Source organism: Brasilonema angustatum (assembly GCF_059505445.1).
Map to the genome: position 1 here is coordinate 1 of NZ_JCACKO010000067.1, position 25,606 is coordinate 25,606.

Here is a 25,606-nt window from a genome sequence, read left to right on the forward strand (position 1 = left end):
AGAAAGAATTAGAGACTAATCATTTGTATCAAGGATTTCGTGAAATGGTATTACACCCCTGTGTTTCTTCAGAGAGCGCTGAGAGTGCACAAAGAATAAATGATAAGTCTAATTTACTATTTCCTCTGTTGGTACAAGAAGGCTAAAAAGAGGGGTAAACTCATTAGACGTCTTGCAAAAGTGAGATTTTTGATGGTTCTGTTCCCTGTTCCCTGTTAAGCGTTCCCAACTTCTGCAAGAAGTCTATTATTGCAACTGTGCCCAAATTCCTTGACAAGGTTCTATAACTAGCCCCTGAAAAATTGATTGAGTTGATGGATGAATGTCTATTCTATACAGAGAAAAAAGACCTGTAGGACTTTTAAGGTTTAACTCTCTTCGGGTAAGACATAATGCTTGTGCTCGATGAAGTTCCACAGCTTGGAGTAAACCTGGATAACTCAAATTACGTAAAGCTAATTGACCATTTTTAGTGATATATATGGCATCATTTTGAAAAAGATGTTCTAAGCTTAGAAGGCTAGCATATACATCTACATCTTTTTCTATGCCTCCTAAACGGTGAGCATCTAAGCCAAAGCGAATGCAGAAATTGACAGCTACCAACTTCCCAGCTTCTTGGGCAGGTAAAGTGCAAGCTGCAAATTCAAACCCTAGACTATCAGATCGCCATTCCTCCACACCTGCATAGGCATAATTTTGGAAAAGTTTCTGCTTTAATTTGAAGTCAAATCCCAAACCACTCGCATGCCCTGCTTCATGAACTTGAGTGTCTGCATGGCGATAGCGTTCACCATTGATTTTGTCTTCTAAGGGGTCTAATAGTAAATTAGCCGTTTCATACTCAAATATTTTTTGGATGCATTCGCGGCTGGAACCTAAAAAACGTCGTCGCTGCTCGCTTGTATTGTTTAATACTGCGCCAGAAACACTGTTAGGAAAACACCATCTATGCGGGACGATGAAGGCTTCACCAGTTTCACCACTCACATTACCGCAACTAGCAATCTCGGTAAAAGAATGGTTTCTTGGAACTGGTTGACCGAGTTTTCCAAATTTTTCGCGAGTCAGATGTTCTAATTGTTCAATAGATGGCTGAAAGTTCTCGTGCATTTTCCCGTAAATTGCGCTTAAAGTCACCAGGGGTTGGGATTGTCGATTTATTTTGTAAGGTGCAATAATCAGGAAATAGCCATTTTTACCGATAAAATCCTTATTGATAAAGCCTTCAGATAAGATACTCCAGTCGTCATTTTCTAAAGCATCTGCTGTGTTGAGTAGCCAAGTAGGAGGAAGTTCACAAAAGTTTGCCGCCTGTTGACGCAGTTTTTTAACAGCAATAGTAATTTCATTTTTGTCAATATATTCGACTATTTTTTTGACTAATTCTTGTTCGTTGACAACAGTGATGTTCATTTTTGATACCTCTTTGGTAGATGCGAAATTTGGTGTTGTGATTGGTTGAAAGTACGAAATTGCATAATCTATAGCTCTATTTATGGGTTCGACATTTTGCTTATTTTGGAAAAAAGCACAGAACAAGAATTAATTGTTGCGCAAAAGCAGCAGAAGTTTTACCTAAAAAGCATAAGTAACCGCTAAACTCTCACCCATTTCAACACCTTGGGGTCTTTGTTGTAGCGGTAGGTAAAGCCGTCTTTACCAGTAATGGATTTACCAAGGCTTCCTCTGCTTCTAATGCTGGCAATTGAATAGTCTGTTAATGTCTGCATTTCTTTATGAGAAAGACCTTCGATTGTGCCTGTAACTACCTCTACTTCTGATTGAGTTTGGGATTCATTATTAGGAGAATCATCTATTTCTAATTGAGTTTGGGATTCATTATTAGGAGAATCATCTATTTCTAATTGAGTTTGGGATTCATTATTAGGAAATTCATCTATTGTGATTTGAGCATTTTCATGGGGAATCGTGACAATTTCTTTTGCTTTTTGAGTCCGGTAATCCTGCACGGTCAAAAGTTGCCAACTAGAATCTTCTTGTGAAAGTTCCAGAACCCATTGATGATAATGAAATAGACTTTCCCGATGTCCGACACTGATAAATGTTGTTTTTGTCTCTTGTAACTGTTGATATAAGTGCCCTTCGTTGTTCAAATCTAAAGCACTCGTTGCTTCATCTAATATGGTAAAGCTAGGATGGGTAACTAATAGTCGTGCAAATGCAAGGCGTTGTTGTTCTCCTAACGATAATATGTTCTCCCAAGGAACTTCTGTATCAAAGCCTTCGACTCGACTTAGCAAGTTTTGCAGATTGACTTGTTGCAAAACTTCTTTGAGTTCCGCATCGGTCATTTGACGATTGGTATTAGGATAAAGTAACTGTTCGCGCAAAGTTCCTAAGATTATATAAGGACGTTGAGGCAGAAATAAAACTTCTTCTAATGGAGGTCGCACCAGACGACCAGTTCCTGCATTCCACAAACCAGCGATCGCTCTCAATAAAGAACTTTTACCTCGACCACTTGGCCCAACAATTAATAAACCTTCTCCTGCTTTGACAGAAAGGGACAAATCTTCAACGATCACTTGTTCATAGTTGGGCGTTTTTAGAGTGACATGTTCAAAAGCAATATGATTCTCTTCTATTGTTTTAATAGTACTCACCTTTTCAGGTTGTTTGGTCACTTCTTGTAGTGCATCTGAAAACTCAGATAAACGCTCAACGTAAGTCGAAAATCGTCCAGAAGTCCCAAATTCAGTTATTAATTGTCCCAAAGCACTAGCAAACAGATTACAAGCTAAAGCGGCTTGTCCAAGTTGTCCAAAATCAATTTCATCTCTAATATATAAAGGTGCGAGTACTAAAAAGGGGAAAAGTTGGATAACGGCTTGATATCCTCTGCTAAAAATATCCCGACTTCTCTCCCAATTATTCTTGCTTTCAGTATTTTTGAGAATCTTACTAAATCGGCGCTGAATTATATTTGACTCTTGTTTTTCTCCTTGAAAAAAAGCTATTGATTCAGCGTGATTCCTAACATGAGTCAATGCATAATTGTAGTCTGCCTTAAATTCGAGTTCCTCTTGATTAATTTTATTCAATTCTTGATTTAAGTAAAGAGCAATAAAATTTCCTAGAAAGGTATAAGCAAGCAGAATAAGAGCAATCTGTTGGGAAATGAACCAGACAATTATAAAAAAAGTTGTCATTTCTAGTACTTTTTCTAGAAAAGTACCTGAAAAATTCAGAGCATTACTAATAATCGGTTCAATTTCTTGGGATAGACGTTGATCTGGATTATCAATATCGGATATAAAGTTAATTTTATAATAAGCACGATTGCTCAAATATTTATCTAAAGTTTGATTATTTAGCCATTTGTACCAATCAAGAGCGATTTGTTTTCTGACAAATTTAGAAAATCCTACTAAAAGCGTTACAAAGACAAGCACAACAATATTGACTGATAAGGTTTTAATGAACTTGGAATAATCTTTTTCTTGAATAAGAGTATCGACCAAATAGCGACCAACGAAACTATCAAAAGCAGTCATTCCTACAAGCGCGATTATTAGTAAGATCAGGAAAATAAGCATTCCCCATGCACGAATCACGTCTGAGAATGCTCTTTCTCCCGGGTTTGTTGGATACCAGTAAGGACCAGCGATCGCTTTTACATCTTGCCAAAATTGAATAAAACCTGAAAAAGCATTTTTTGTGGGTTGAGTTTGAACAACTTGGGTTGGCATATTTTAGAAATAAACTGAAATCTTTTCTCAAATTTAGTACTTTTTAGTGCTGAAGAATCAATAATAAGTACCGAATCCCAATCAATATAATCAATAAGTATTTACTTTTATTTATATGTTGGATCAGAAGTATCAATCGTGACAACTAGAGCAACCGAAAGTGCTTCTCCACCAATTAGTATTGTGATTACAACAAGGTTACACCGCCATCCACAGGCAAAGTAACCCCTGTTATATAGGGATTGGAGATCAAACTTAATACTGCTTGCGCCACTTCTTCTGGTTGTCCAAGATGCTGGACAGGTAAGGCTGTTTCAGCCCACTTTGTTAAATCTGAGCGTTCAGACTCGCTTTGACTGCTCCAGATAGTTGTATCTTCAATCAGTCCAGGGGCAATTACATTGACCCGAATCGGTGCAATTTCTAACGCTAGCGATCGCCCGAACACAGCAACAGCACCATTTGCGGCTGCGATCGCGGAAATCCCCCCCATTTTTGAAGGTTTGAACATAGAGACACTTGATGTCAGCGTAATGGAGCCGTCAGTCGCTATATTTTTCAGCGATGCACGCACAGCAAAGAACGTACCCCAGAATTTCTCCATTGCACCTTGAGCCGTTTGTGTGCTCATCTCTGCTAAAAGCGATCGCGGCATATTTCTGTCTCCCATAGCCGTTACCACCAAATGATCGAAGTTCCCAATCTGCTCAAAAAAAGCATTGACTGAATCTTCATTGGACACATCAACAGTTTTGGCCTCAATTTCTCCAGAAATCAACGCGATCGCCTCATTTAATTTCTCTTGAGATGAGTGGGAAAGTACAACTTTTGCCCCCACTTCTACCATTTTATTGGCGATCGCCAAATCGACCCCTGAACTGAGGCCAGTAATCACCACTTTCTTACCTGATAGCGACTGAAACATTATTATTTTGCCTCATGAAGTAAAAACAAAAAAACATCACACTCACTTTACTGCTTCTTTGCTGAAACGAACAAATAAGTTATAGCTGAAGAACTTAGTAAACCATCTATGGCATCCACATTTACCTGATAGGTTTGTTCATCTACATCTCCCGCTTCAAATTCTTTTACAAACCAAGATTTTAGAACGCGGAAGTGGTTTTTCCAACATTCATCTGTTAAATCTACAAATTCTAAGAGTTGAAATCCTGCCTGTTGGTAAAGATGTTTATACTCCTCAATATCTTTGACAATATTTTTTTGAGGAACAATCCAATCACCGAAATGCTGTGTATTTTCAAAGATGATATCACAGAGGATCAGGTTGCCTCCTGGCTTCAATACACGTGCCGCCTCTCGAAGAAACTTCTCCCTGGTATCAAAGTAGAATGCTGCCTCAACACATATGATGTTATCAAACAAATCATCCTCAAATTCCATTTGCACGGCATCCATGCAAATGATTTTGCACTTATTTGCGTTAACTGTACTTCTTTCAATTTGTTGAGGGGAAATATTAATGCCCACAACGTCAGCAGACGAGTAATACTTGAGCAGATAATTGGTAGTTGCTCCCAAACCACAGCCAACATCAAGGATAGTTCCCTGTTTTTTTGGAATAAATGCTAAAAGCTTTTCCATCAGGTTAAAACAAGCTTCCTCCTGATTCTGAGTATCCGAGAGCCAATAGCCTACATTGAAAAATTCTTGTTGACCGTATATCTTTCTAGTCCCCGGATTTAAAATTAAACTGTCAAATTTGCTAATCCATTCGTTTTTATCCATTTTTTCCTCACTTAGATGTTTGCTTGTCCTTCTTTGATACAAGCCCTCAACTGTTCCGCTAAAACCTGGACATGGGGTTCCGCCATAATTGTGACATGATTGCCCAACACAAAATGGATGTCCACTGGTTCGGTACAAAACTCGCTCCAGCCCAAGGAAAAATCTTGAGAAATTTCAGATGCTAACTCACGATTGGGATCGTCTGGCAAATCCTCGTTGGCGCGTAGAATAGTTATTTTACCGGGATAAATCTGTTTTGGTACATAATCAACCAGACATAAACAGCTAGTTTTATAAGCTTCTACGATATTTGTCAACTGCGTAGTTTCAGCATTCGGAGGCAGCATATTAGCCATTTTGAAATAGTGTAAAACGTATTTTAGTTGCTCCTCTACCGATAAGGGTTGGAGAGTTTCGTAGGAAATATCTATGTCCTTTTCTAAATAAACTTCTATGCCTTTGCTCACTTCAGCTAGCCATCTCGCGTGATCCCAATTAATATAATCAACAAGCATTTGCTTATCCTTATAGGTTGGTGCTGAAGAATCAATAATTGCAAGCATTGCAACTTTGTGTCCTTGTTCATGCAACTGTTGAGCCATTTCAAAAGCGACGTTTCCCCCATAAGAGTGACCTCCCAAAAAGTATGGTCCCTGTGGCTGAACTGTTTGCATTGCTGTAACATAAATACTAGCGATCTCCTCAATACCAGAGATCGAACCTACTTTCTCGTACAGATCGTTTTCAAAGCTATATAATGGTTGCTCCTCTCCTAAATAACGTCCTAAATGATAAAAATAGAAAGGTCTACCTCCTGCACCTGGAACGCAGAAGAAAGCTAAGTTTGCACCATTGGGTTGAATGGCTACCAAATAAGAAGAATTTGAGTAATCCGAATCTTTTTGGATAATTACCGCTAACTGTTCAATAGTTGGGTTTTGGAAAAGAGTTGTTAAGGGAATATCTTTACCATACTGCTGCTTAATTTGAGTCATTAAGTAGGAAGCTAAAAGGGAATGACCACCCAGATCGAAAAAGTTATCCTGTACCCCAATTTTGTCAATTTTCAGAATCTTTGACCATATTTGTACGAGTTTTAACTCTAATTGGTTACGTGCTTCAAGAAATCTGTCAGAGTCACTGGTGCAATCAGGAGCTTTCAAGGCGCGGCGATCTACTTTACCGTTTTGTGTTAATGGTAGGGACTCCAACATCACAAAAGCATTTGGCACCATGTATCCAGGTAATTTATTGGAAAGGAACTGACGCAGTTCTCCCGTTGTGAGTGTCACCTCTTTTTGCGGCACTACGTAGGCGACTAAACGCTTACTTCGACTTTGCTCAGTACAAGTCTCACCTGGGGTATCTTCGCGGACAATGACGCAACAGACCTGCACGCGATCGTGTTGATTGAGTACGGCTTCAATCTCTCCCAACTCAATGCGGAAGCCCCGAATTTTTACTTGGTTATCAATGCGCCCTAAGTATTCGATATTGCCATCTGGTAAATAACGGGCTAAATCCCCGGTTTTATATAATCTACTTTCTCCTGCCTCCTCAAACGGATTAGGGATGAATTTCTCTTGTGTTAACTCGCTTCGGTTGAGGTAGCCGCGTGCCAATCCCGCACCACCAATGTGCAATTCTCCTGGAACACCAATGGGAACTAGTTGCAAATATTCGTCTAAAATGTAGACTTGTGTATTGGCGATCGCTCGTCCAATGGGAATTGATTCTATAGTTGGCTCAAATTGTCTTGGGATAGGATGACAACAAGTAAAAGTTGTGCCTTCTGTTGGACCATATCCATTAATGATTTGCGTCCAGGGCAGAACTGCCAAAGCTTTGTGAACGTGAGTAACCGAAAGTGCTTCCCCACCAATGAGTAACTGTTTAATTCCTGACAACGCTTTTTCGTCATCATCAATTATGGAGTTAAACAAAGCAGCCGTCAGCCATAAAACAGTAATGTCATGTTTGCGGATTTCATCGCCCAGATTTTGAGATGTGGGAATACGAACTGGGAACAGAACGCATCTAGCACCATGCAACAAAGCTCCCCAAATCTCGAAAGTGGAAGCATCAAAACAAATTGGGGCTAGTTGAAGAAATTTTTGTGTTGCATCGAGATGAACGTAATTTACGCCAAACAAAAGACGATTAACGCCACGGTGGACAACTTCAACCCCTTTAGGCTGACCTGTAGAACCTGATGTATACATCACATAAGCCAAGTTACTAGCTTGGACATCTGCGCTTGGATTATCCTGACTTGATTGAGAAATTAAGTGAGCTTCAATATCTAAACACACAAGCTGTCCAGTATGCTCAGGCAGTTTGTCGAGGAGTGACTGCTGAGTCAGCAACACGGAAATTTGAGCATCTTCGAGCAGAAATTGTAAGCGCTCTTGGGGATACTCAGGATCAAGAGGCACGTAAGCCCCGCCCGCTTTGAGAATACCCAGTAGTCCCACAATCATTTCTAAAGAACGCTCTACACACAACCCCACCAGCACATCGGCTCCCACACCCAAAGACTTTAGGTAATGCGCCAACTGGTTAGCACGACAATTCAACTCATAGTAAGTGAGTTTTTCCTCTTCATACACCACCGCCACCGGATCTGGGGTACGCGCTACCTGCTCCTCAAACAATTGATGGATACACTTATCATGAGGGTAGTCTGCTTGAGTATCGTTCCACTCCACCAACAATTGATGACGTTCTGCTTGACTCAACAGTGGTAATTCTGCAATTCGCGCTTTGGGATTTGCGACAATTGCTTGGAGTAAAGTTTGAAAATGTTGACCTATGCGAGTGATTGTGGTCGCATCAAATAAATCGGCATTATAGCACCAAACGCCCTCCAGACCTCCTGCAACTTCCCAGAAGTTTACTTCCAGGTCAAACCTAGCTTTAACATCAAGTGGCAAGGGCATATTCTCAATAGTTAAACCTGACAAATTGCCAGTCCCTTGTGGCGCATTTTGGAGGGAAAACATCACCTGTACCAAGGGATTACGACTCAAATCTCGGTCTGGCTGTAACTTTTCCACCAACATCTCAAAGGGTAAGTCCTGGTGAGCGTAGGCGGACAAGGTTGTTTGCCGGACTTGCGCTAAAAAGTTAGCAAAGCTGGGGTTTCCAGAGAGATTGCCCCTTAATGCTAGGGTGTTAGCAAAAAACCCCATGATCTGCTCGATTTGGGGGCTGTTGCGGTTGGCGATCGGCGAGCCAACAACAATATCTGACTGACCACTATAACGAGAAAGTAAGACCAAAAAAGCTGCCAGTAGGGTCATAAACAAGGTTGCGTCTGACTCCTGGCTCAGCTGCTTGAGGCGTTGCGTGAGGTCGCGATCCAGTTGAAAACACTCAACTTCACCTATGTAGGTCTGAATTGGGGGACGTGGTCGATCAGCAGGCAGTTCTAGTACCAGAGGCGCACCTGCTAACTGTTTTTGCCAGTAGTTGAGTTGGCGATCAAGGACAACGCCTGTCAGCCACTGGCGTTGCCACACGGCAAAATCGGCGTACTGAATGGGCAGTTGGGCTAGTGGGTTGGGCAATCCTTGAGTGAAAGCTGCATAAGCTATTGATAACTCCCGGTAGAAAATGCTTAGAGACCAGCCATCGTAGATAATGTGGTGCATCTTCAACAGCAGTACATACTCCTGGTCACTCAGTTGGAGTAGCCTGAATTCTATTAATGGCCCAACAGCCAAATCGAAGGGCTTGGACGCAAGGGACTTCGCCATTTGTCGAATTTGGGCAGTTTGCTCTTCGGCTGACAACCCCTGCAAGTCATGGATTGGCAAAGTTAAGGCAGTCGGAGGGGCAATTACTTGCAGGGGTTTTCCGTCTACCATTGGAAAAGTGGTTCTTAAGATCTCGTGACGGCGAACGAGTTCACTGAGACTTTGCGAGAGTGCAAGTATATTCAGCGACCCATCTAGCCGCAGAGCCTCCAGCATATTGTAAGAATGACTCTCGGGTGAGATCTGGTGCAAAAACCAGAGCCGTTGTTGGGCAAAAGACAGTGGTAGCTGAGTGTCCCGTGGCACGGGTTGAATGTCCAAGCGCTCAGAGGCTTTAACCTGCTTTGCCTCTTGTAAAAAGGAAATAATTTCTGTTTTGCGCTTAGCAATTTCCTGGCGTAGGGTTGGAGTTAACGCCCCTTCAGGCGCATGACAGCGCAAGCGAAGCTCCTCCGGAGCCGCTCCGCTAACGCCATCAGTTTCTAGGTTAATACTCAATTTCTTGAGTTGACAAATAAATTCAAATGTGCTGCTCGTCATGACTCAAAACTCCACTACTTCGCCACTGATATCAGGTACTGCTAAATCTTCTGCTGCCCAATCTATTACTTCCATGTAGGATGCTATCCCTGCTACTGTGGGAAACTCAAACATCTTCTGTACAGATAGCTCAAGTCCAAAAGCTGAGTTGATCCGTGAAATGACTTGAGTCGCTAATAGGGAATGTCCCCCTAGTTCAAAGAAATTATCCTTCACTCCAATGCGTTCGGTTCCCAGAACTTCACTCCAGATTTGCACCAGTTGAGCTTCAATCGGTGTTCGAGGTGAAACAAAGCTAGTGGCAAGATTTCTAGTAGCTGTATCAGGTGCTGGCAGGGCGCGACGATCTACTTTACCATTAGGTGTCACTGGCAGAGCTTTGAGGAGGACAAAAGCTTGCGGCACCATGTAATTGGGTAACTTTTGTTGGATAAATTCCCGCACCTGTGGCACTAGCTTCTGGACTAACTTGCCCTGCAAGGGATTGTTAGTGTAATCAGTCCAGGGTTTGGCAGTGACTGTCGAACTATCCCAAAAAGCGATCGCCCTTTGTGCGTTAGATGTTTGCGTCGAATTGGTGCGGCAGAACACCACATCATAGGAACCATCCTGACTACTCTCCCACCAACTCAGGTGGACAGTATAACCGAAATGCTGCCCCAGTTCCCAAAACTGCTCTGGATTTATGTTGGTTACTGGCTGTTGTGCTAGTAGTTCCCGCAGTTGCCCGACTGTTTCGACACCAGGGGGATTTTCCAACCATTCCCAAATCTGTAGTGCTTGCTGCACCCGTTGATTAGGCACACCCCTGATTCCCAACAGTTCTGGCTGCTGTTGTTGGAGTTGATTTTGAATTTGTATGAACTCAAGCCCGTTGAGTTGCCAGTTTAACCAAGGAACTATCGTCACTTCGGCTACTTCGACTTCGCCCCTTCGGCTACGCTCAGGGCGAGTCAGTACTAGTTCGCTCAGTGCAAGTGCTTGGACATCAGTACCCACATGCAGGGTGACATCATAGCGGAATTGGGTTAACTCATTTTCAGCATGACCGCGTTTGGGCTGAATTTCCACCCAAGTAATCTGGGGAAAACGTTGTTTGAGGGCGATGAAGAAACTGGGATCAATGAGCAATTCTTCTTCAATTGCCACAGTCTGATGTACCTGCTGTTGCCATTGCTCAACTGTTGTGTCTGACTCAGCGCGGGCTAACTGCACAGCTGCATGGTATGGCTCTAGCAAGGGTAAGCTGCGCACATCCCCTACAAAAATTTTACCCGTAGTGGCGATCGCTGCCATTCCTCCTTCAAGAACCTGCAACAAATACTCCACGCTGGGGAAGTATTGCACTACTGAGTTGATAACTACAGTATCGAATTCTCCTTTGGGGATAGCTGTAAAATTATCTGCCATTTGGTGTAGTAGCCGCACATTATCTAGACCTGACACCGTTTTACATACCTGCTCAACGTGCTTTATGGCGGCACTGGAATAATCACATCCCCAATACTCTTGGCAGTTCGGAGCAACGCGAGATAGCAGCAACCCTGTGCCACAACCAATTTCTAATACTCGCTGCGGTGACAGAGACAGAATTCGGTTGACTGTATTCTCAACCCACTCCTGCATTTCCTTTGCTGGGATGGGTTGCTTGGTGTACGAACTGTTCCAACCACTAATATTGAATGTCAAGTCATCTGTGGATGTTTGAGGTTGCCCGTATGCTTGTTCATAGAGCATTTGCCAGTCACTCACGTACTCACTCTGCCATTGAGCAAGCTGCTGGGGTAATACTTTATTTTGGAGTGCAGGCACTAAGTAAGCCACCAGACTTGTACTGAGCGGAGCCGAAGTGCGTTTATCACCAGGGATATCATCAACTCTAGCTACTACCACACTTTCTTGCACCAAGGGATGTTGGCTCAAAACTGCTTCAATTTCGCCAGTTTCGATCCGGAAGCCGCGAATCTTAACTTGATTATCGATGCGTCCTAAGTACTCAATCTTGCCATCTGGTAAATAACGTGCTTTATCCCCAGTTTTGTAAAGCCGGGAATGCAGCTGATCACTAAAGGGGTTGGGAATGAATTTTTCAGTTGTCAATTCCAGACGGTTGAGATAGCCTCTTGCTAACCCTACACCACCGATGTGCAACTCTCCTGGTACACCAATCGGCACTGGCTGTAAGTGCGAGTCTAAAATGTAGATTTGTTTGTTGGAAATTGGACGACCAATGGTAACTTTCTCGTCTGAAGAAGTGCATTTTGCTATTGTGGCACAAACGCTAGCTTCTGTCGGTCCGTAGGCATTGAAGAGGTTTCTACCAGCAGACCATTGTTTTATGAGTTCAACTGAACTTGCTTCTCCGGCGACAATCATTGTTTGCAGGGATGGGAGTTCTTCAGTTGGCAGGACTGCTAGTGCCGATGGTGGTAGAGTGACATGGGTAATGCCGTGATCGCGTAATCGCTCAATTAACGGCGTACCTGGCATGAGGTCCGCTTTTGTTCCGAGGTGAAGTGTCGCCCCCGATCCCAAAGTCATCAAGATTTCTGATATACAAGCATCAAAACTAAAGGAGGCAAACTGGAGAACGCGACTATCACAATGCACGCCAAATGTCTGAATCTGAGCTTGAGCTAAGTTGCACAATCCGGTATGCTCAATCATTACACCTTTAGGCTTACCTGTGGAACCGCTCGTGTAAATCACATTCGCTAGATGAACAGCTTTAACTTCACTAATGGGGTTATCCTGGTTGTTTTCGTCAATTTGTGACCAAATATCATTTAAGAAGACTAAATTTGCTTGAAGCTGGGGTAGTTTATTAACTAAGTGCTGTTGGGTGAGCAGTATCGCAACTTGAGTGTCCTCTAGCATAAAGCTCAAACGGTCAGTAGGATACTCAGGGTCAAGCGGTACGTAAGCACCACCCGCTTTGAGAATTCCCAAAAGCGCGATCGCCATCTCCAAGGATCGCTCAACACACAATCCCACTAATATATCTGCTCCCACACCCAAAGACCGCAAGTAATGCGCCAACTGGTTAGCACGACAATTTAACTGCTCATAGGTTAGTTGTTGATTCCCAAAGACAACTGCCACTGCATCTGGGGTACGCGCTACCTGTTCCTCAAACAACTGATGAATACACTGATTGTGCGGATAATCTGCTTGAGTATCGTTCCACTCTACCAAAAGTTGATGACGTTCCTGCTGGGTGAGCAAGGGAAGTAATGCTACTGGTTGCTGTGGATTTGCAGCGATCACTTCTAGCAAAATTACAAAATGCTGCATCATGCGGGCAATCGTCGCCCCATCAAATAAATCCCTGTTGTAAGAGCAAAAGCCCCCAAGCCCAACTGGAGCATCCCACAAGTAAACTTCTAGGTCAAGCCGAACTGAGTCAAGTCCGGAAGGCATTCCTTCAACCGTTAAACCAGGCAAATCCCAGGGGGAGGTGGGAGCATTTTGCAAGGCAAACACCACCTGCGTCAGAGGGTTGCGATCCAGGTTTCGCTCCACTTGCAACTCTTCGACTAACATCTCGAAAGGCAAATCCTGATGGTCGTAGGCGTTTTGGGTAACTTTTCGCACCTGTGCCAGTAATTCTGCAAAGGTCGGTTCTTGGGACAGATCGAATCTCAGTGCCAAAGTATTGACAAAAAAGCCAATTAATGGTTCTATTTCTGTGCGGTTGCGATTCGCGATCGGTGAGCCAACCACAATATCTGTTTGTCCACTATAGCGAGACAGTAACACCACAAAACCCGCTAGCAGCGTCATAAACAGAGTGCTTCCAGATTCTTGAGATAGCTTTTTGATCTGCTGCGTTAGCTTGGCATCTAGTTGAAGTCGCTCTGTACCGCCTCGAAAACTCTGTATCGCTGGGCGGGGGCGGTCTGTGGGTAATTCTAATAGAGGTGGCGCTCCTGTTAACTGTTGCTTCCAATAGCTTAACTGACGTTCTAGTACCTGATTTGTCAACCACTGACGCTGCCAGACAGCAAAGTCGGCATACTGTATAGATAACTCTGGTAACTCAACAGAACTACCCGTTGAAATAGCTCGATAATAGGCTGACAGTTCGCCAATCAAAACGCCCATCGACCAACCATCAGCTGCAATATGGTGAATTGCGAATAGCAGTACATACTCCTGGGTTGCAACTTGCCAAAGCTTGACTCGCAGCACAGGACCATTAGCCAGATCGAATGGTTTGCAAGCTTCTGCTGTCGCCAGTGCTTCCACTTGTTTCCAGGGGTCTGGCAGATTTTGTAGATCGACCACTGGTAACGTTATGGTCATACTGGGTGCGTTCTGCGCTCCGCGCAGCAGCGAAGCTATCGCTTGTATCGGCTTGTTATCCTTAATTTCAAAGCGAGTCCGCAGAACTTCATGGCGCTGCACTATCTCACCAAAGGCTTGTTCCAAAGCTTTTATATTGAGATTTCCCACCAGACGCACGGTGAAATCTATTGTATAGGCACCGCTTTCGCCTTCCAACTGATTCACAAACCACAGACGTTCCTGCGCCCAAGATAGCGGTATATCTGTGTCTCTTGAAACGGGTGCGATCGCTGGAACCACGAGACCGGAATTAGTTTGAAGCTGGGCTAAGATCGCTTCACTTAACTGGGCAATTGTTGGTGACTCAAAGATATACCGTAACGGCAACGAAGTCCCAAAAGCTTCCTGCGAGCGAGAAATTACCTGAGTAGCTAGCAGGGAATGTCCCCCAAGTTCAAAGAAATTATCATGAATGCCGACTTGTTCTACTTTTAGCACTTGTGCCCAAATTTGTGCCAGCATTTCTTCAGTGGGGGTGCGGGGTGCAACAAATGTTTCTTGCAGTGTGCTGTCGAACTCTGGTGCGGGTAAAGCGCGGCGGTCTACTTTACCATTAGGAGTCAACGGTAGGGACTCCAGAATCACAAAAGTGTTTGGCACCATGTACTCTGGTAGCTTGCCTTTGAGGAATTGCCGCAGTTCGGTGATTGTCGGTGTCACCTGTGGATGCGGCACCACGACGTAGGCGACTAAGCGCTTCTCTCCTGGGGTCTCTTCGCGAGCAATAACACAAGATGCCTGCACGTCAGGATATTGGCTCAGTACTGCTTCGATTTCTCCCAACTCAATTCGCAAGCCACGAATTTTTACTTGATTGTCGATGCGTCCTAAGTATTCGATGTTGCCATCAGGTAAATAGCGTGCTAAATCCCCAGTTTTGTAGAGGCGGGAATCGGGATCAGCACTAAAAGGGTTGGGGATGAATTTCTCTTGTGTTAACTCGCTTCGGTTGAGGTAGCCAAGTGCTAATCCCGCACCACCAATGTGCAATTCTCCTAGCACACCAACCGGAACTGGTTGTAAATACTTATCTAAAATGTAGATTTGTGTGTTGGCTATGGGACGACCGATAGGTGGTGAGATATTATTCTTCTGTCCAGAAGAAACTACTATCCCTGAAGTTGTGACAACAGTATTTTCAGTTGGACCATAATTATTCACTATCTGGAAAGGGACTAAACTTGATGGATATCGATGAAGCTTATCTCCCCCAGTTAGTATAGTTCGCAAGGTTGTAGTTTCTGTCCATTCCAGAGACAATAATTGCTCTGCAAGGGGTGTTGGCAGAAAACTGATTGTGATCTTTTTCGATTTCAACCAATCTTGCAAATCCAATGGAGATACAAGGATGGAAGGTTTGACTAAATAAATACTTGCTCCTGCGCTTAGGTAAGGCCACAATTCCCATACAGCAGCATCAAAAGCTGTTCCAGCTAACTGAGTGGCTTTGTCACTTGAGGTGATTTCAAAAGCATCTTGGTGCCAGAACACTAGATTTAGCAGTCCATGATGAGCAACTAATACTCCCTTCGGCTGCCCTGTAGAACCAGAGGTATAAATCACATAAGCTAAGTTACTAGCTTTGGTAGCAGTGATTAGATTCTCTTGGCTTGACTGAAATATTATTTGAGCGTCAGTATCCAAACAAACAAGCTGTCCTTGATGCTTAGGTAGTTTGTCGAGGAGTGACTGTTGGGTCAATAGCACTCTAATTTGAGCATCTTGAAGCATGAAACTAAGACGCTCAGTCGGATACTGTGGGTCAAGTGGTACATAGGCACCACCCGCCTTGAGAATTCCCAACAGTCCCACGACCATTTCTAAAGAACGCTCCACACAAATACCCACCAGCGTATCTGGTTTTACACCCAAAGACTTGAGGTAGTGCCCCAACTGGTTGGCACGGCAATTTAATTGCTCATAAGTCAGTTGTTGATTTTCAAATACAACTGCCACAGCATTTGGAGTACGCTGAACCTGTTCTTCAAACAACTGATGGATACATCTATCCTGGGGATAATCTGCTTGAGTATCATTCCAGTCAATTAATAACTGCTGCTGCTCAACTGTTGTTAATATTGGCAATTGGGAAATGGGCAGTTGGGGATTGGCCACAATTGCTTCCAGCAGTGTCACAAAATGACCCGCCATCCGCTCAATAGTGCTTGCATCAAACAAGTCAGTACTGTACTCCCACACTCCCACCAGTCCAGAAGCAGTGTTGCCCATTGCTAGCGTCAAATCAAACTTGGCAGTTGCATTTTCTATTGGCAAATCACTTATAGTTAACCCAGTCAGTTCTACTTCAGACATGGGCGCATTCTGGAGGACAAACGCCACCTGGAAAAGCGGTGTATGGCTGAGATCTCGTTCTGGCTGCAATGCTTCCACCAGCATTTCAAAGGGCAAGTCTTGATGAGCATAGGCTCCCAACGCCATTTCCCGAACACGACTTAGTAAATCTTGGAAGCTAGGATTTTCAGATAAATCAGTCCGCATCACTAAAGTGTTGACAAAAAAGCCAATCAACCCTTCTATTTCACTGCGATTACGGTTAGCAATTGGTGTCCCCACCAAAATATCTGATTGTCCTGTGTAGCGATAAAGTAATGTATCAAACGCTGCCAACAGCGTCATGAATAAGGTAGCCCCTTGTTGCTGACTCAGTTGTGTCAACTTACTAGTTAACTCTCCGGAGAGTGCAAACTCTTGATATGCACCAGCGAAGGTTTGCACAGGTGGTCTGGGTCGGTCGGTGGGAAGCGATAATAAAGCTGGTGCATCTGCCAATTGTTTTTGCCAGTAATTCAATTGGCTTTGCAGTACCTCCCCGACTAACCACTGTCTTTGCCACAGCGCAAAGTCGGCGTACTGAATCGGTAGTGGGCTTAAAGGTGAAAGCTGACCTTGAGAATAAGCATTGTACAATGCTGCCAGTTCCCGAACAAACACACCCATTGACCAGTCATCACTAACAATGTGATGCATACACACTAACAATATGTGTTCTGTCTCGGACAGCACTACTAATCTCGCCCTAACTAATGCTTGTGTTGCCAACTCAAAAGGTTGAATCACTTGTTGTTGCGCTAATTGCTGTGTGGTTATTTCTTGTTCGCTTGTGGGCAGATGTTGCAACTCAACAACTGATACTTGCCAATTTGTTTGTGTTTGAATGACTTGTGTTGCTTGTCCATCAACTGCGATGAAGTTGGTGCGTAACGCTTCGTGGCGATGAATAATTTCTTTTAAGCTTTGCTCTAAGGCTGTACTATGAAGAGTTCCAACAATACGCAAAGCTACGGGTATGTTGTATAGTGCACCGTTCGGCTGTAACTGTTCTAAAAACCACAAACGCTGTTGAGCAAATGACAGTGATAATTCTGCATTCTTCGCCCTTGGCAAGATGGGTGGTACTGTCAGTTCTAAGTTTTGTGGCTGCGATCGCCCAATCTGATCCCCCAATGCGGCAACTGTCGCTGCGGCAAAAATGCTACGTAATGGTAGTTCTACTTTGAAAATGTTGCGGATGCGTGAAACCAGTTGCGTTGCTAGTAGCGAGTGTCCCCCAAGTTCAAAGAAGTTATCATGAATGCCGACAAACTCTATTTTCAGCACTTGCGCCCAAATTTGTGCCAGCATTTCTTCAGTGGGGGTACGCGGTGCAACATAGTTGTCTATTTGTTCGCTGTGTAAATCTGGTGCAGGTAGTGCGCGGCGGTCTACTTTGCGGTTTGGTGTTAGCGGTAGGGACGAAAGCATCACAAAGACCTGAGGCACCATGTAAAGCGGCAGTTTATTTGTAAGGAACTGACGCAGTTCGTGGGTAGCAGGTATCTCCTCAGAATACGGTACTACGTAGCCGACTAGGCGCTTATCCCCGGTTGTATCTTCGCGGATGATCACACAAGATGTTTGCACCAGAGGATGTTGGTTCAGTACAGCTTCGATTTCTCCTAATTCAATGCGGAAGCCCCGGATTTTTACTTGATTGTCGATGCGTCCGAAGCACTCAATGTTGCCATCGGGCAGATAACGTGCTAAATCCCCGGTTTTATATATGCGATCCAATTTGGGATCTTTAAATGGGTTGGGAAGAAATTTTTGGTCTGTCAATTCTGGGCGGTTGAGGTAACCTCGTGCTAAACGAACGCCACCTATGTGCAATTCCCCTGTAACTCCAATCGGTACTGGTTGGAGATGACGGTCGAGGATGTAGACTTGCGTATTGGCAATGGGACGACCGATGAGTACTGAATTGGTTTTTGATGATTTGGGGTGAAGCAGATCATGGACTATAGCTGTCACCGACGCTTCGGTGGGACCGTAGACATTCAGACAATTGACGCGATCGCCCACCACTTGCTGCCATATTGTCACTGTTTCTGGTAGAACTGCATCCCCACCCACAGCCACTAAGCGTAGACAGCTTGGCACAGTTGCATACTCTTGAGATACCGCCACCGCCCATTCATGCCAATAGGCTGGGGTTATGTTCAACACACTCAGCCCTTGTTTTTCAATAAATTCGGCAAAACTGGCGAAGTCCGCGAACATTTGCACAGATCTAACGACTACGGTTCCACCTTTAAACCAAGTGGGGAAGATTTCTTCAGCCGCCACATCAAAGCCCAAGGAAGCAAACTGTAAAACGCGATCCGCACTAGTTAAACCAAATACTTGACTAATTGCACTGCTATGGTTAACTAAAGCTGCATGAGTTAACATCACACCTTTAGGTTTACCAGTAGATCCAGAAGTGTACAATATACAAGTCAAGTTTTCTGGTTTTACTTCACTTACTGGATTTTCTTGACTTTGAAGAGTCAGCACCCCAGATTCTGTGTCTAAGACGATAACTTCTACCCCTTCCACTGGTAAAGAACCCAGCAATTTCTGCTGTGTGATTAGCACGGAAATTGCTGAATCTTGGGATATGTCGGCTAATCGCTGCTGGGGATAATCAGGATCTAGGGGGACATAAGCACCACCAGCTTTGAGGACAGCTAACAATGCCACGATCATGGATAGCGATCGCTCTAAATAAATCCCCACCTTCACCTCTGGTTCCACACCCAAAGATTGTAGGTAATGTGCTAATTGATTTGCTTGGGTGTTCAACTGACTATAGGTGAGTGGTTGATTCTCAAACACCACTGCCACTGCATTTGGGGTACTCAAAGACTGCTGCTCAAATAATTGATGGATACACTTATCCCAAGGGTAATCAGCCTGAGTATCATTCCACTCTACCAATAATTGCTGCTGCTCAACTTCTGTTAGCATCGGCAATTGGGAAATTTGCTCTTGGGGATTTGCCACAATTGCTTCAAGCATTGTCACAAAATGACCCGTCATCCGCTCAATAGTGGTAGGGTCAAACAAGTCAGTGTTGTACTCCCACACACCCACCAGTCCAGTAGCAGTGTTCTGCATTGCTAAAGTCAAATCAAATTTTGCCGTTGCGCTTTCTATTGGCAACGGAGTGACAGTTAACCCAGTCAGTTCTACTTGAGATAGGGGATCATTTTGGAGGAGAAAATCTACCTGAAACAGTGGTGCATGGCTGAGGTCTCGTTCTGGCTGTAATGCTTCCACCAACATTTCAAACGGCAAATCTTGATGAGCATATGCTTTTAGAGCCATTTCCCGAACACGAGTGAGTAATTCGTTAAAGCTGGGATCGCCTGATAAATCACTCCGCAAAACTAAAGTATTGACAAAAAAGCCAATTAACCCTTCTATCTCACTGCGATTCCGGTTAGCAATAGGTGTCCCCACCAAAATATCTGATTGTCCGGTGTAGCGATAAAGCAGGGTATCAAATACTGCCAACAGCGTCATGAACAACGTTACACCTTGCTCTTGGCTGAGTTTTATCAGTTTTTGAGTTAACTCAACAGAGAGTACAAACTCTTGATGTGTGCCAGCGAAGGTTTGGACAGCAGGTCTCGGTCGGTCACTGGGAAGCGGTAATAAAGCTGGTGCGTCTTTTAGTTGTTGTTGCCAGTAAGACAGTTGGCTTTGGAGTACATCCCCGACTAACCATTGTCTTTGCCAGATTGCAAAATCTGCGTACTGAATCGGTAGTGGGGTTAACGGTGACGGTTGACCTTGAGAATAAGCATTGTACAATGCTGCTAGTTCTTGGACAAACACACTAATTGACCAGCCATCAGAGACAACATGATGCATACACATTAATAACACGTGTTCTGTCTCGGACAGCACTACTAATGTTGCTCTGAATAATGACTCACTTGCCAAGTCAAATGGTTGAATAGCTTGTTGTTGCACTAATTGCTTAGAAGCAATTTGTTGTTCGATTGTAGATAAATGCTTCAAGTCAACAACTGAAACTTTCCAATTTGTCTGTGTTTGAATAATTTGAGTTGGTTGTTCATCAATTGTAATGAAGTTGGTGCGTAAGGCTTCGTGGCGAGCAATTATTTCAATTAAGCTTTCTTTTAAAACCGCAACTTCAAGAGTTCCTGCTAAACGCAAAGCTATAGGTATGTTGTATAAAGCACTGTTCGGCTCAAACTGGTCTAAAAACCACAGACGCTGTTGAGCAAATGATAGAGGTAATTCTGCACTTTCTGCCCTAGCTAAGATGGGTGGGGCGGTGAGTTTTAAGTCCTGTTGCTGCAATTGCCCAATCAAATGCGCCAATTCGGCTACTGTTGCTGTGGCAAAGAACTCACGCAGTGGTAGTTCCACTTGGAAAATGCTGCGGATGCGTGAAATCAGTTGCATTGCTAGTAGCGAATGTCCTCCCAAGGTAAAGAAGTTATCGTAAATCCCCACTTGCTCTACTTTCAGCACTTGTGCCCAAATTTGTGCCAATATTTCTTCGGTGGGGGTGCGTGGGGCTACATATGTGTCTTTGAGTTCGCTGTGTAAATCTGGTCTGGGTAAAGCGTGGCGGTCTACTTTCCCGTTTGGTGTTAGCGGTAAGCCTTCGAGGATGACGAAAGCACTCGGTACCATGTACTCTGGTAGCTTAGCTTTCAGGTATTGCCGCAATTCGCTGATTGTCAGTACTGCCTCTGTTTGGGGTACGATGTAAGCGACTAAGCGTTTATCACTAGGAGGATCTTCGCGGGCGATAACGACAGATGCCTGCACATCACCATGTTGGCTCAGGACTGTTTCGATTTCTCCCAATTCGATACGGAATCCGCGTATTTTTACTTGATTGTCGATGCGTCCCAAGTATTCGATGTTGCCATCTGGTAAATAACGTGCCAAATCCCCAGTTTTATACAATCTACTGCCCTTCGGGTATGACCTTCGGTCACGCTGCGCTAACGCAGTCGCCTGCGGAGGAGCCAGTACTGAAGGAGGGTTTCCCGACAGAGGTATCTGGCGTTGGAAACCCTCCCGCAGCGCTGACTCACCTCCTGTCTGCTCAAAGGGATTGGGAATGAATTTTTCTTGTGTTAACTCGCTTCGGTTGAGGTAGCCGTGTGCTAATCCCACACCACCAATATGCAATTCTCCTGGTACACCCACAGGTACTGGTTGACCAGATTGGTCGAGTATGTAGATTTGGGTATTAGCAATGGGGCGACCGATGGGAGGTGATGAGGTATTGTCTTGCCCATTCGAGACTAGCAACCTAGAAGTTGTGACAACAGTATTTTCAGTTGGACCATAATTATTCACTATCTGGAAAGGGACTAAACTTGATGGATATCGATGAAGCTTATCTCCCCCAGTTAGTATAGTTCGCAAGGTTGTAGTTTCTGTCCATTCCAGAGACAATAATTGCTCTGCAAGGGGTGTTGGCAGAAAACTGATTGTGATCTTTTTCGATTTCAACCAATCTTGCAAATCCAATGGAGATACAAGGATGGAAGGTTTGACTAAATAAATACTTGCTCCTGCGCTTAGGTAAGGCCACAATTCCCATACAGCAGCATCAAAAGCTGTTCCAGCTAACTGAGTGGCTTTGTCACTTGAGGTGATTTCAAAAGCATCTTGGTGCCAGAACACTAGATTTAGCAGTCCATGATGGGCAACCAATACTCCCTTCGGCTGACCTGTAGAACCAGAGGTATAAATCACATAAGCTAAGTTACTAGCTTCAATAGTGGTGCTTAGATTCTCTTGGCTTGACTGAGAAATTACTTGAGCGTCAGTATCTAAACAGATAAGATTTGCTTGATGCTCAGGCAGCCTTTCAACTAATTGCTGCTGAGTGACCAACACTGAAACTTGAGCATCTTGAAGCATAAAGCGCAAACGTTCAGTTGGATACTCTGGATCAAGCGGCACATAAGCACCACCCGCCTTGAGAATGCCCAACAGTCCCACAACCAATTCTAAAGAACGCTCGACGCAAATACCTACCAGCACATCAGCTCCCACACCCAAAGACCTTAAGTAGTGTGCCAATTGATTTGCTTGGGTGTTCAACTGCTCATAGGTTAGTTGTTGATTTTCATATACAACTGCCACTGCATCTGGGGTACGCGCTACCTGCTCTTCAAATAACTCATGGATACACAAATTTTGGGCATAATCAACTTGAGTATTGTTCCACTCAATTAATAACTGTCGTTGCTCAACTTTAGTCAACAAAGGCAATTGCAAAATTCGCTGCTGTGGATTAGCAATAATCCCCTCAAGCATTGTCACAAAATGACCAGTCATCCGCTCAATAGTGCTTGCATCAAACAAGTCAGTACTATATTCCCACACCCCCACTAGTCCAGTCGCAGTATTCTCCATTGCTAAAGTAAGATCAAACTTGGCAGTTGCGCTGGTTATTGGCAATGAACTGACAGTTAATCTTCTCAACTCTACTTGCTCGGTGGGCGCATTCTGGAGCGCAAACATCACCTGAAATAAGGGTGCATGACTGAGATTCCGTTCTGGATGCAATGCTTCCACTAGCATTTCAAATGGCAAATTCTGATGAGCATCGGCATCCATTGCCATTTCGCTCACGCGAGTCAGTAATTCACTAAAGCTGGGGTTGCCTGATAAATCAGTTCGCATCACTAAAGTGTTGACAAAAAAGCCAATTAACCCTTCTATCTCACTGCGATCGCGATTAGCAATTGGTGTCCCCACTAAAATGTCTTCTGTACCTGTGTAGCGATAAAGCAGGGTATCAAATGCTGCCAACAGCATCATGAACAAAGTTACCCCTTGTTTCTGGCTCAGTTTTGTCAGCTTACTAGTTAGTTCCCCGGAAAGTGCAAACTTCTGATGTGCCCCTGCGAAAGTCTGCACAGCTGGTCTGGGTCGGTCTGTGGGTAGTACTAACAGGGCTGGTGCATCTTTTAGTTGTTGTTGCCAATAAGACAATTGGCTTTGTAGTACTTCCCCGACTAACCACTGTCTCTGCCAAATTGCAAAGTCGGCGTATTGAATTGGTAGTGGTGCTAATGGTGTTTGCGTAGCGTCTCGTAGAGAAGGCTGACATCTTGAATAAGCGTTGTATAGGGCTGTTAGTTCTTGGACAAACACACCCATTGACCAGCCATCGCTGACAATATGATGCATACACACTAACAATATGTGTTCTGTTTGAGACAGCACCACTAAAGTGGCTCTGATCAATGATTCACTTGCTAGGTCAAACGGCCCAAATGCTTGTTGTTGAACTAATTGTTGTGCAGCAATTTCTTGTTCACTTGTTGACAAATGTTTCAAGTCAACAACCGATACTGTCCAAGTAGTTTCTGCGTGAATGATTTGTGAAGCTTTTCCATCAACTGTAATAAAGTTGGTGCGTAAAGCTTCGTGGCGTGCAATTATTTCTTGTAAGCTTTGTTCCAACGCGACTTGATGAAGAGTTCCTTCTAGACGCAAAGCAATCGGGATATTGTATAAGGCACTGTTCGGTTGGAATTGGGCTAAAAACCATAAACGCTGTTGAGCATAAGATAGAGGTAATTCTTCAGTGTTCATCTCTTGCTCCTTGGTAAAATGGGTGATGTAGTAAATTCCAAGTTTTGTTGCTGTAACTTCCCGATTGATTGCGCTAATTCAGCTATCGTCGCGGCATTGAACAATTCGCGTAAACGGAGTTGGACTTTGAAGCGATCGCGGATGCGTGAAACTAGTTGTGTTGCTAGTAGTGAATGTCCCCCAAGTTCAAAGAAGTTATCATAAACTCCTACTTGCTCTACTTTCAGCACTTGTGCCCAAATTTGTGCTAGCGTTTCTTCGACCGGTGTGCGCGGGGCGACATATTGATCTGATGCTTGGCTGTTTAAATCTGGCGTCGGTAAAGCGCGGCGATCTACTTTCCCATTAGCTGTCAGGGGTAAAGACTCCAGCAGTACAAAGGTGTTTGGCACCATGTAAGCTGGCAATTGGTCGGTGAGGAACTGACGCAGTTGTGCTGCTGTGAGAGATTGTTCTTTTTTTGGCACTACGTAAGCCACTAGACGTTTGTCCCCTGGTTCATCCTCTCGTACTACCACCACGCCTTCCCAAACCGCTGGGTGAGAAGCCAGTAATACCTCAATTTCTCCCAACTCAATGCGGAAGCCTCGTATTTTTACCTGATTGTCAATTCGCCCTAAATATTCTAACTCGCCATTGGGCAAATAACGTGCTAAATCCCCTGTTTTATATAGTTGGGCTTGTGGGTTCTTAGCAAAGGGGTTAGAGATAAACCGTTGTTGTGACAGTTCCGGACGATTGAGATAACCACAACTGACCCCAGCGCCACCAACATACATCTCGCCTGGAACCCCAATCGGCATTGGCTGTAAATATTGATCTAGCACATACACTTGTAAGTCGGGAATCGGACGACCAATGACACTTGCCGTACCATTCAAATCAGCTTTGCTCAACGGACGATAAGTTACATGTACAGTGGTTTCCGTAATTCCATACATATTCACTAACAAAGGCGACTGGTCGCCATGTCGCTCAAACCAAGGCTGCAAACTCAACAGTTCTAAAGCTTCTCCACCAAAAATAACTAAGCGTAACTTCAAATCGCTCTTCTTTGCTACTGACTGTTCTGCTTGAATCAACTGGCGGAACGCTGGAGGTGTTTGATTGAGAATTGTAACTTTTTCTTGACACAGTAACTCATAGAAGGATTCTGGCGATCGTGTCACCAGGTAGGGCACAACTACCAGTCGTCCACCATACAGCAAAGCACCCCAAATTTCCCAAACAGAAAAGTCGAATGCATAAGAGTGGAACAGTGTCCAGACATCTTCGACGTTGAAGTGATACCAAGAGTTTGTTGCTGCAAATAGACGAACTACATTTGAGTGGTTGACTAAAACGCCCTTGGGCTTACCTGTAGAACCAGAAGTGTAGATGACGTATGCTTGGTTATCGGGTGTTGCGCTGTTTAGAGGGTTTGATGAGCTGTTTTGAGCAATTTTTTCCCAGTCACTGTCTAAGCAGACGAAACGCGCCTGATGTTTAGGTAGCTTTTCAACCAGATGCTGTTGAGTCAGCAGCACTCTTACTTGAGCATCTTTTAGTATAAAGCTCAAACGCTCAGTCGGATAC

7 protein-coding genes are annotated in these 25,606 nt (G+C 44.1%); all 7 read right to left on the reverse strand.

The annotated features are described in order from the left end of the window. Positions 1-246: 246 nt before the first annotated feature. A complete protein-coding gene (locus AC5JM2_RS13655) occupies positions 247-1,416 on the reverse strand; it encodes a DUF6014 family protein (RefSeq protein WP_495835416.1) in 1,170 nt (389 codons plus the stop codon). A 182-nt stretch (positions 1,417-1,598) separates the two neighbouring features. After that, positions 1,599-3,713 (reverse strand): ABC transporter ATP-binding protein/permease, encoded by a 2,115-nt coding sequence (locus AC5JM2_RS13660; protein WP_495835417.1) that lies wholly within the window; start codon positions 3,711-3,713, stop codon positions 1,599-1,601. A 187-nt stretch (positions 3,714-3,900) separates the two neighbouring features. Then, positions 3,901-4,638 carry an SDR family oxidoreductase gene (locus AC5JM2_RS13665; protein ID WP_495835418.1) on the reverse strand — a complete coding sequence of 246 codons (738 nt, stop codon included), beginning with the start codon at positions 4,636-4,638 and terminating at the stop codon, positions 3,901-3,903. A 47-nt stretch (positions 4,639-4,685) separates the two neighbouring features. Then, a complete protein-coding gene (locus AC5JM2_RS13670; RefSeq protein WP_495835419.1) occupies positions 4,686-5,462 on the reverse strand; it encodes a class I SAM-dependent methyltransferase in 777 nt (258 codons plus the stop codon). 11 nt (positions 5,463-5,473) lie between these two features. Beyond that, positions 5,474-9,760: an amino acid adenylation domain-containing protein gene (locus AC5JM2_RS13675; RefSeq protein ID WP_495835420.1), complete on the reverse strand. Its 4,287-nt coding sequence runs from the start codon at positions 9,758-9,760 to the stop codon at positions 5,474-5,476. A 3-nt stretch (positions 9,761-9,763) separates the two neighbouring features. Continuing rightward, on the reverse strand, positions 9,764-24,031 hold the full coding sequence (locus tag AC5JM2_RS13680) for a non-ribosomal peptide synthase/polyketide synthase (RefSeq protein WP_495835421.1): 14,268 nt from the start codon (positions 24,029-24,031) through the stop codon (positions 9,764-9,766). After that, positions 24,028-25,606: amino acid adenylation domain-containing protein (locus tag AC5JM2_RS13685; RefSeq protein WP_495835422.1), on the reverse strand; the 1,579-nt coding region annotated here is incomplete at its 5' end. The genes AC5JM2_RS13685 and AC5JM2_RS13680, both read right to left, overlap by 4 nt.

Coding starts and splice junctions, on each gene's coding strand:
- AC5JM2_RS13655 (WP_495835416.1), bottom strand. CDS start 1,416: ATGAACATCACTGTTGTCAACGAACAAGAATTAGTCAAAAAAATAGTC.
- AC5JM2_RS13660 (WP_495835417.1), bottom strand. CDS start 3,713: ATGCCAACCCAAGTTGTTCAAACTCAACCCACAAAAAATGCTTTTTCA.
- AC5JM2_RS13665 (WP_495835418.1), bottom strand. CDS start 4,638: ATGTTTCAGTCGCTATCAGGTAAGAAAGTGGTGATTACTGGCCTCAGT.
- AC5JM2_RS13670 (WP_495835419.1), bottom strand. CDS start 5,462: ATGGATAAAAACGAATGGATTAGCAAATTTGACAGTTTAATTTTAAAT.
- AC5JM2_RS13675 (WP_495835420.1), bottom strand. CDS start 9,760: ATGACGAGCAGCACATTTGAATTTATTTGTCAACTCAAGAAATTGAGT.
- AC5JM2_RS13680 (WP_495835421.1), bottom strand. CDS start 24,031: ATGAACACTGAAGAATTACCTCTATCTTATGCTCAACAGCGTTTATGG.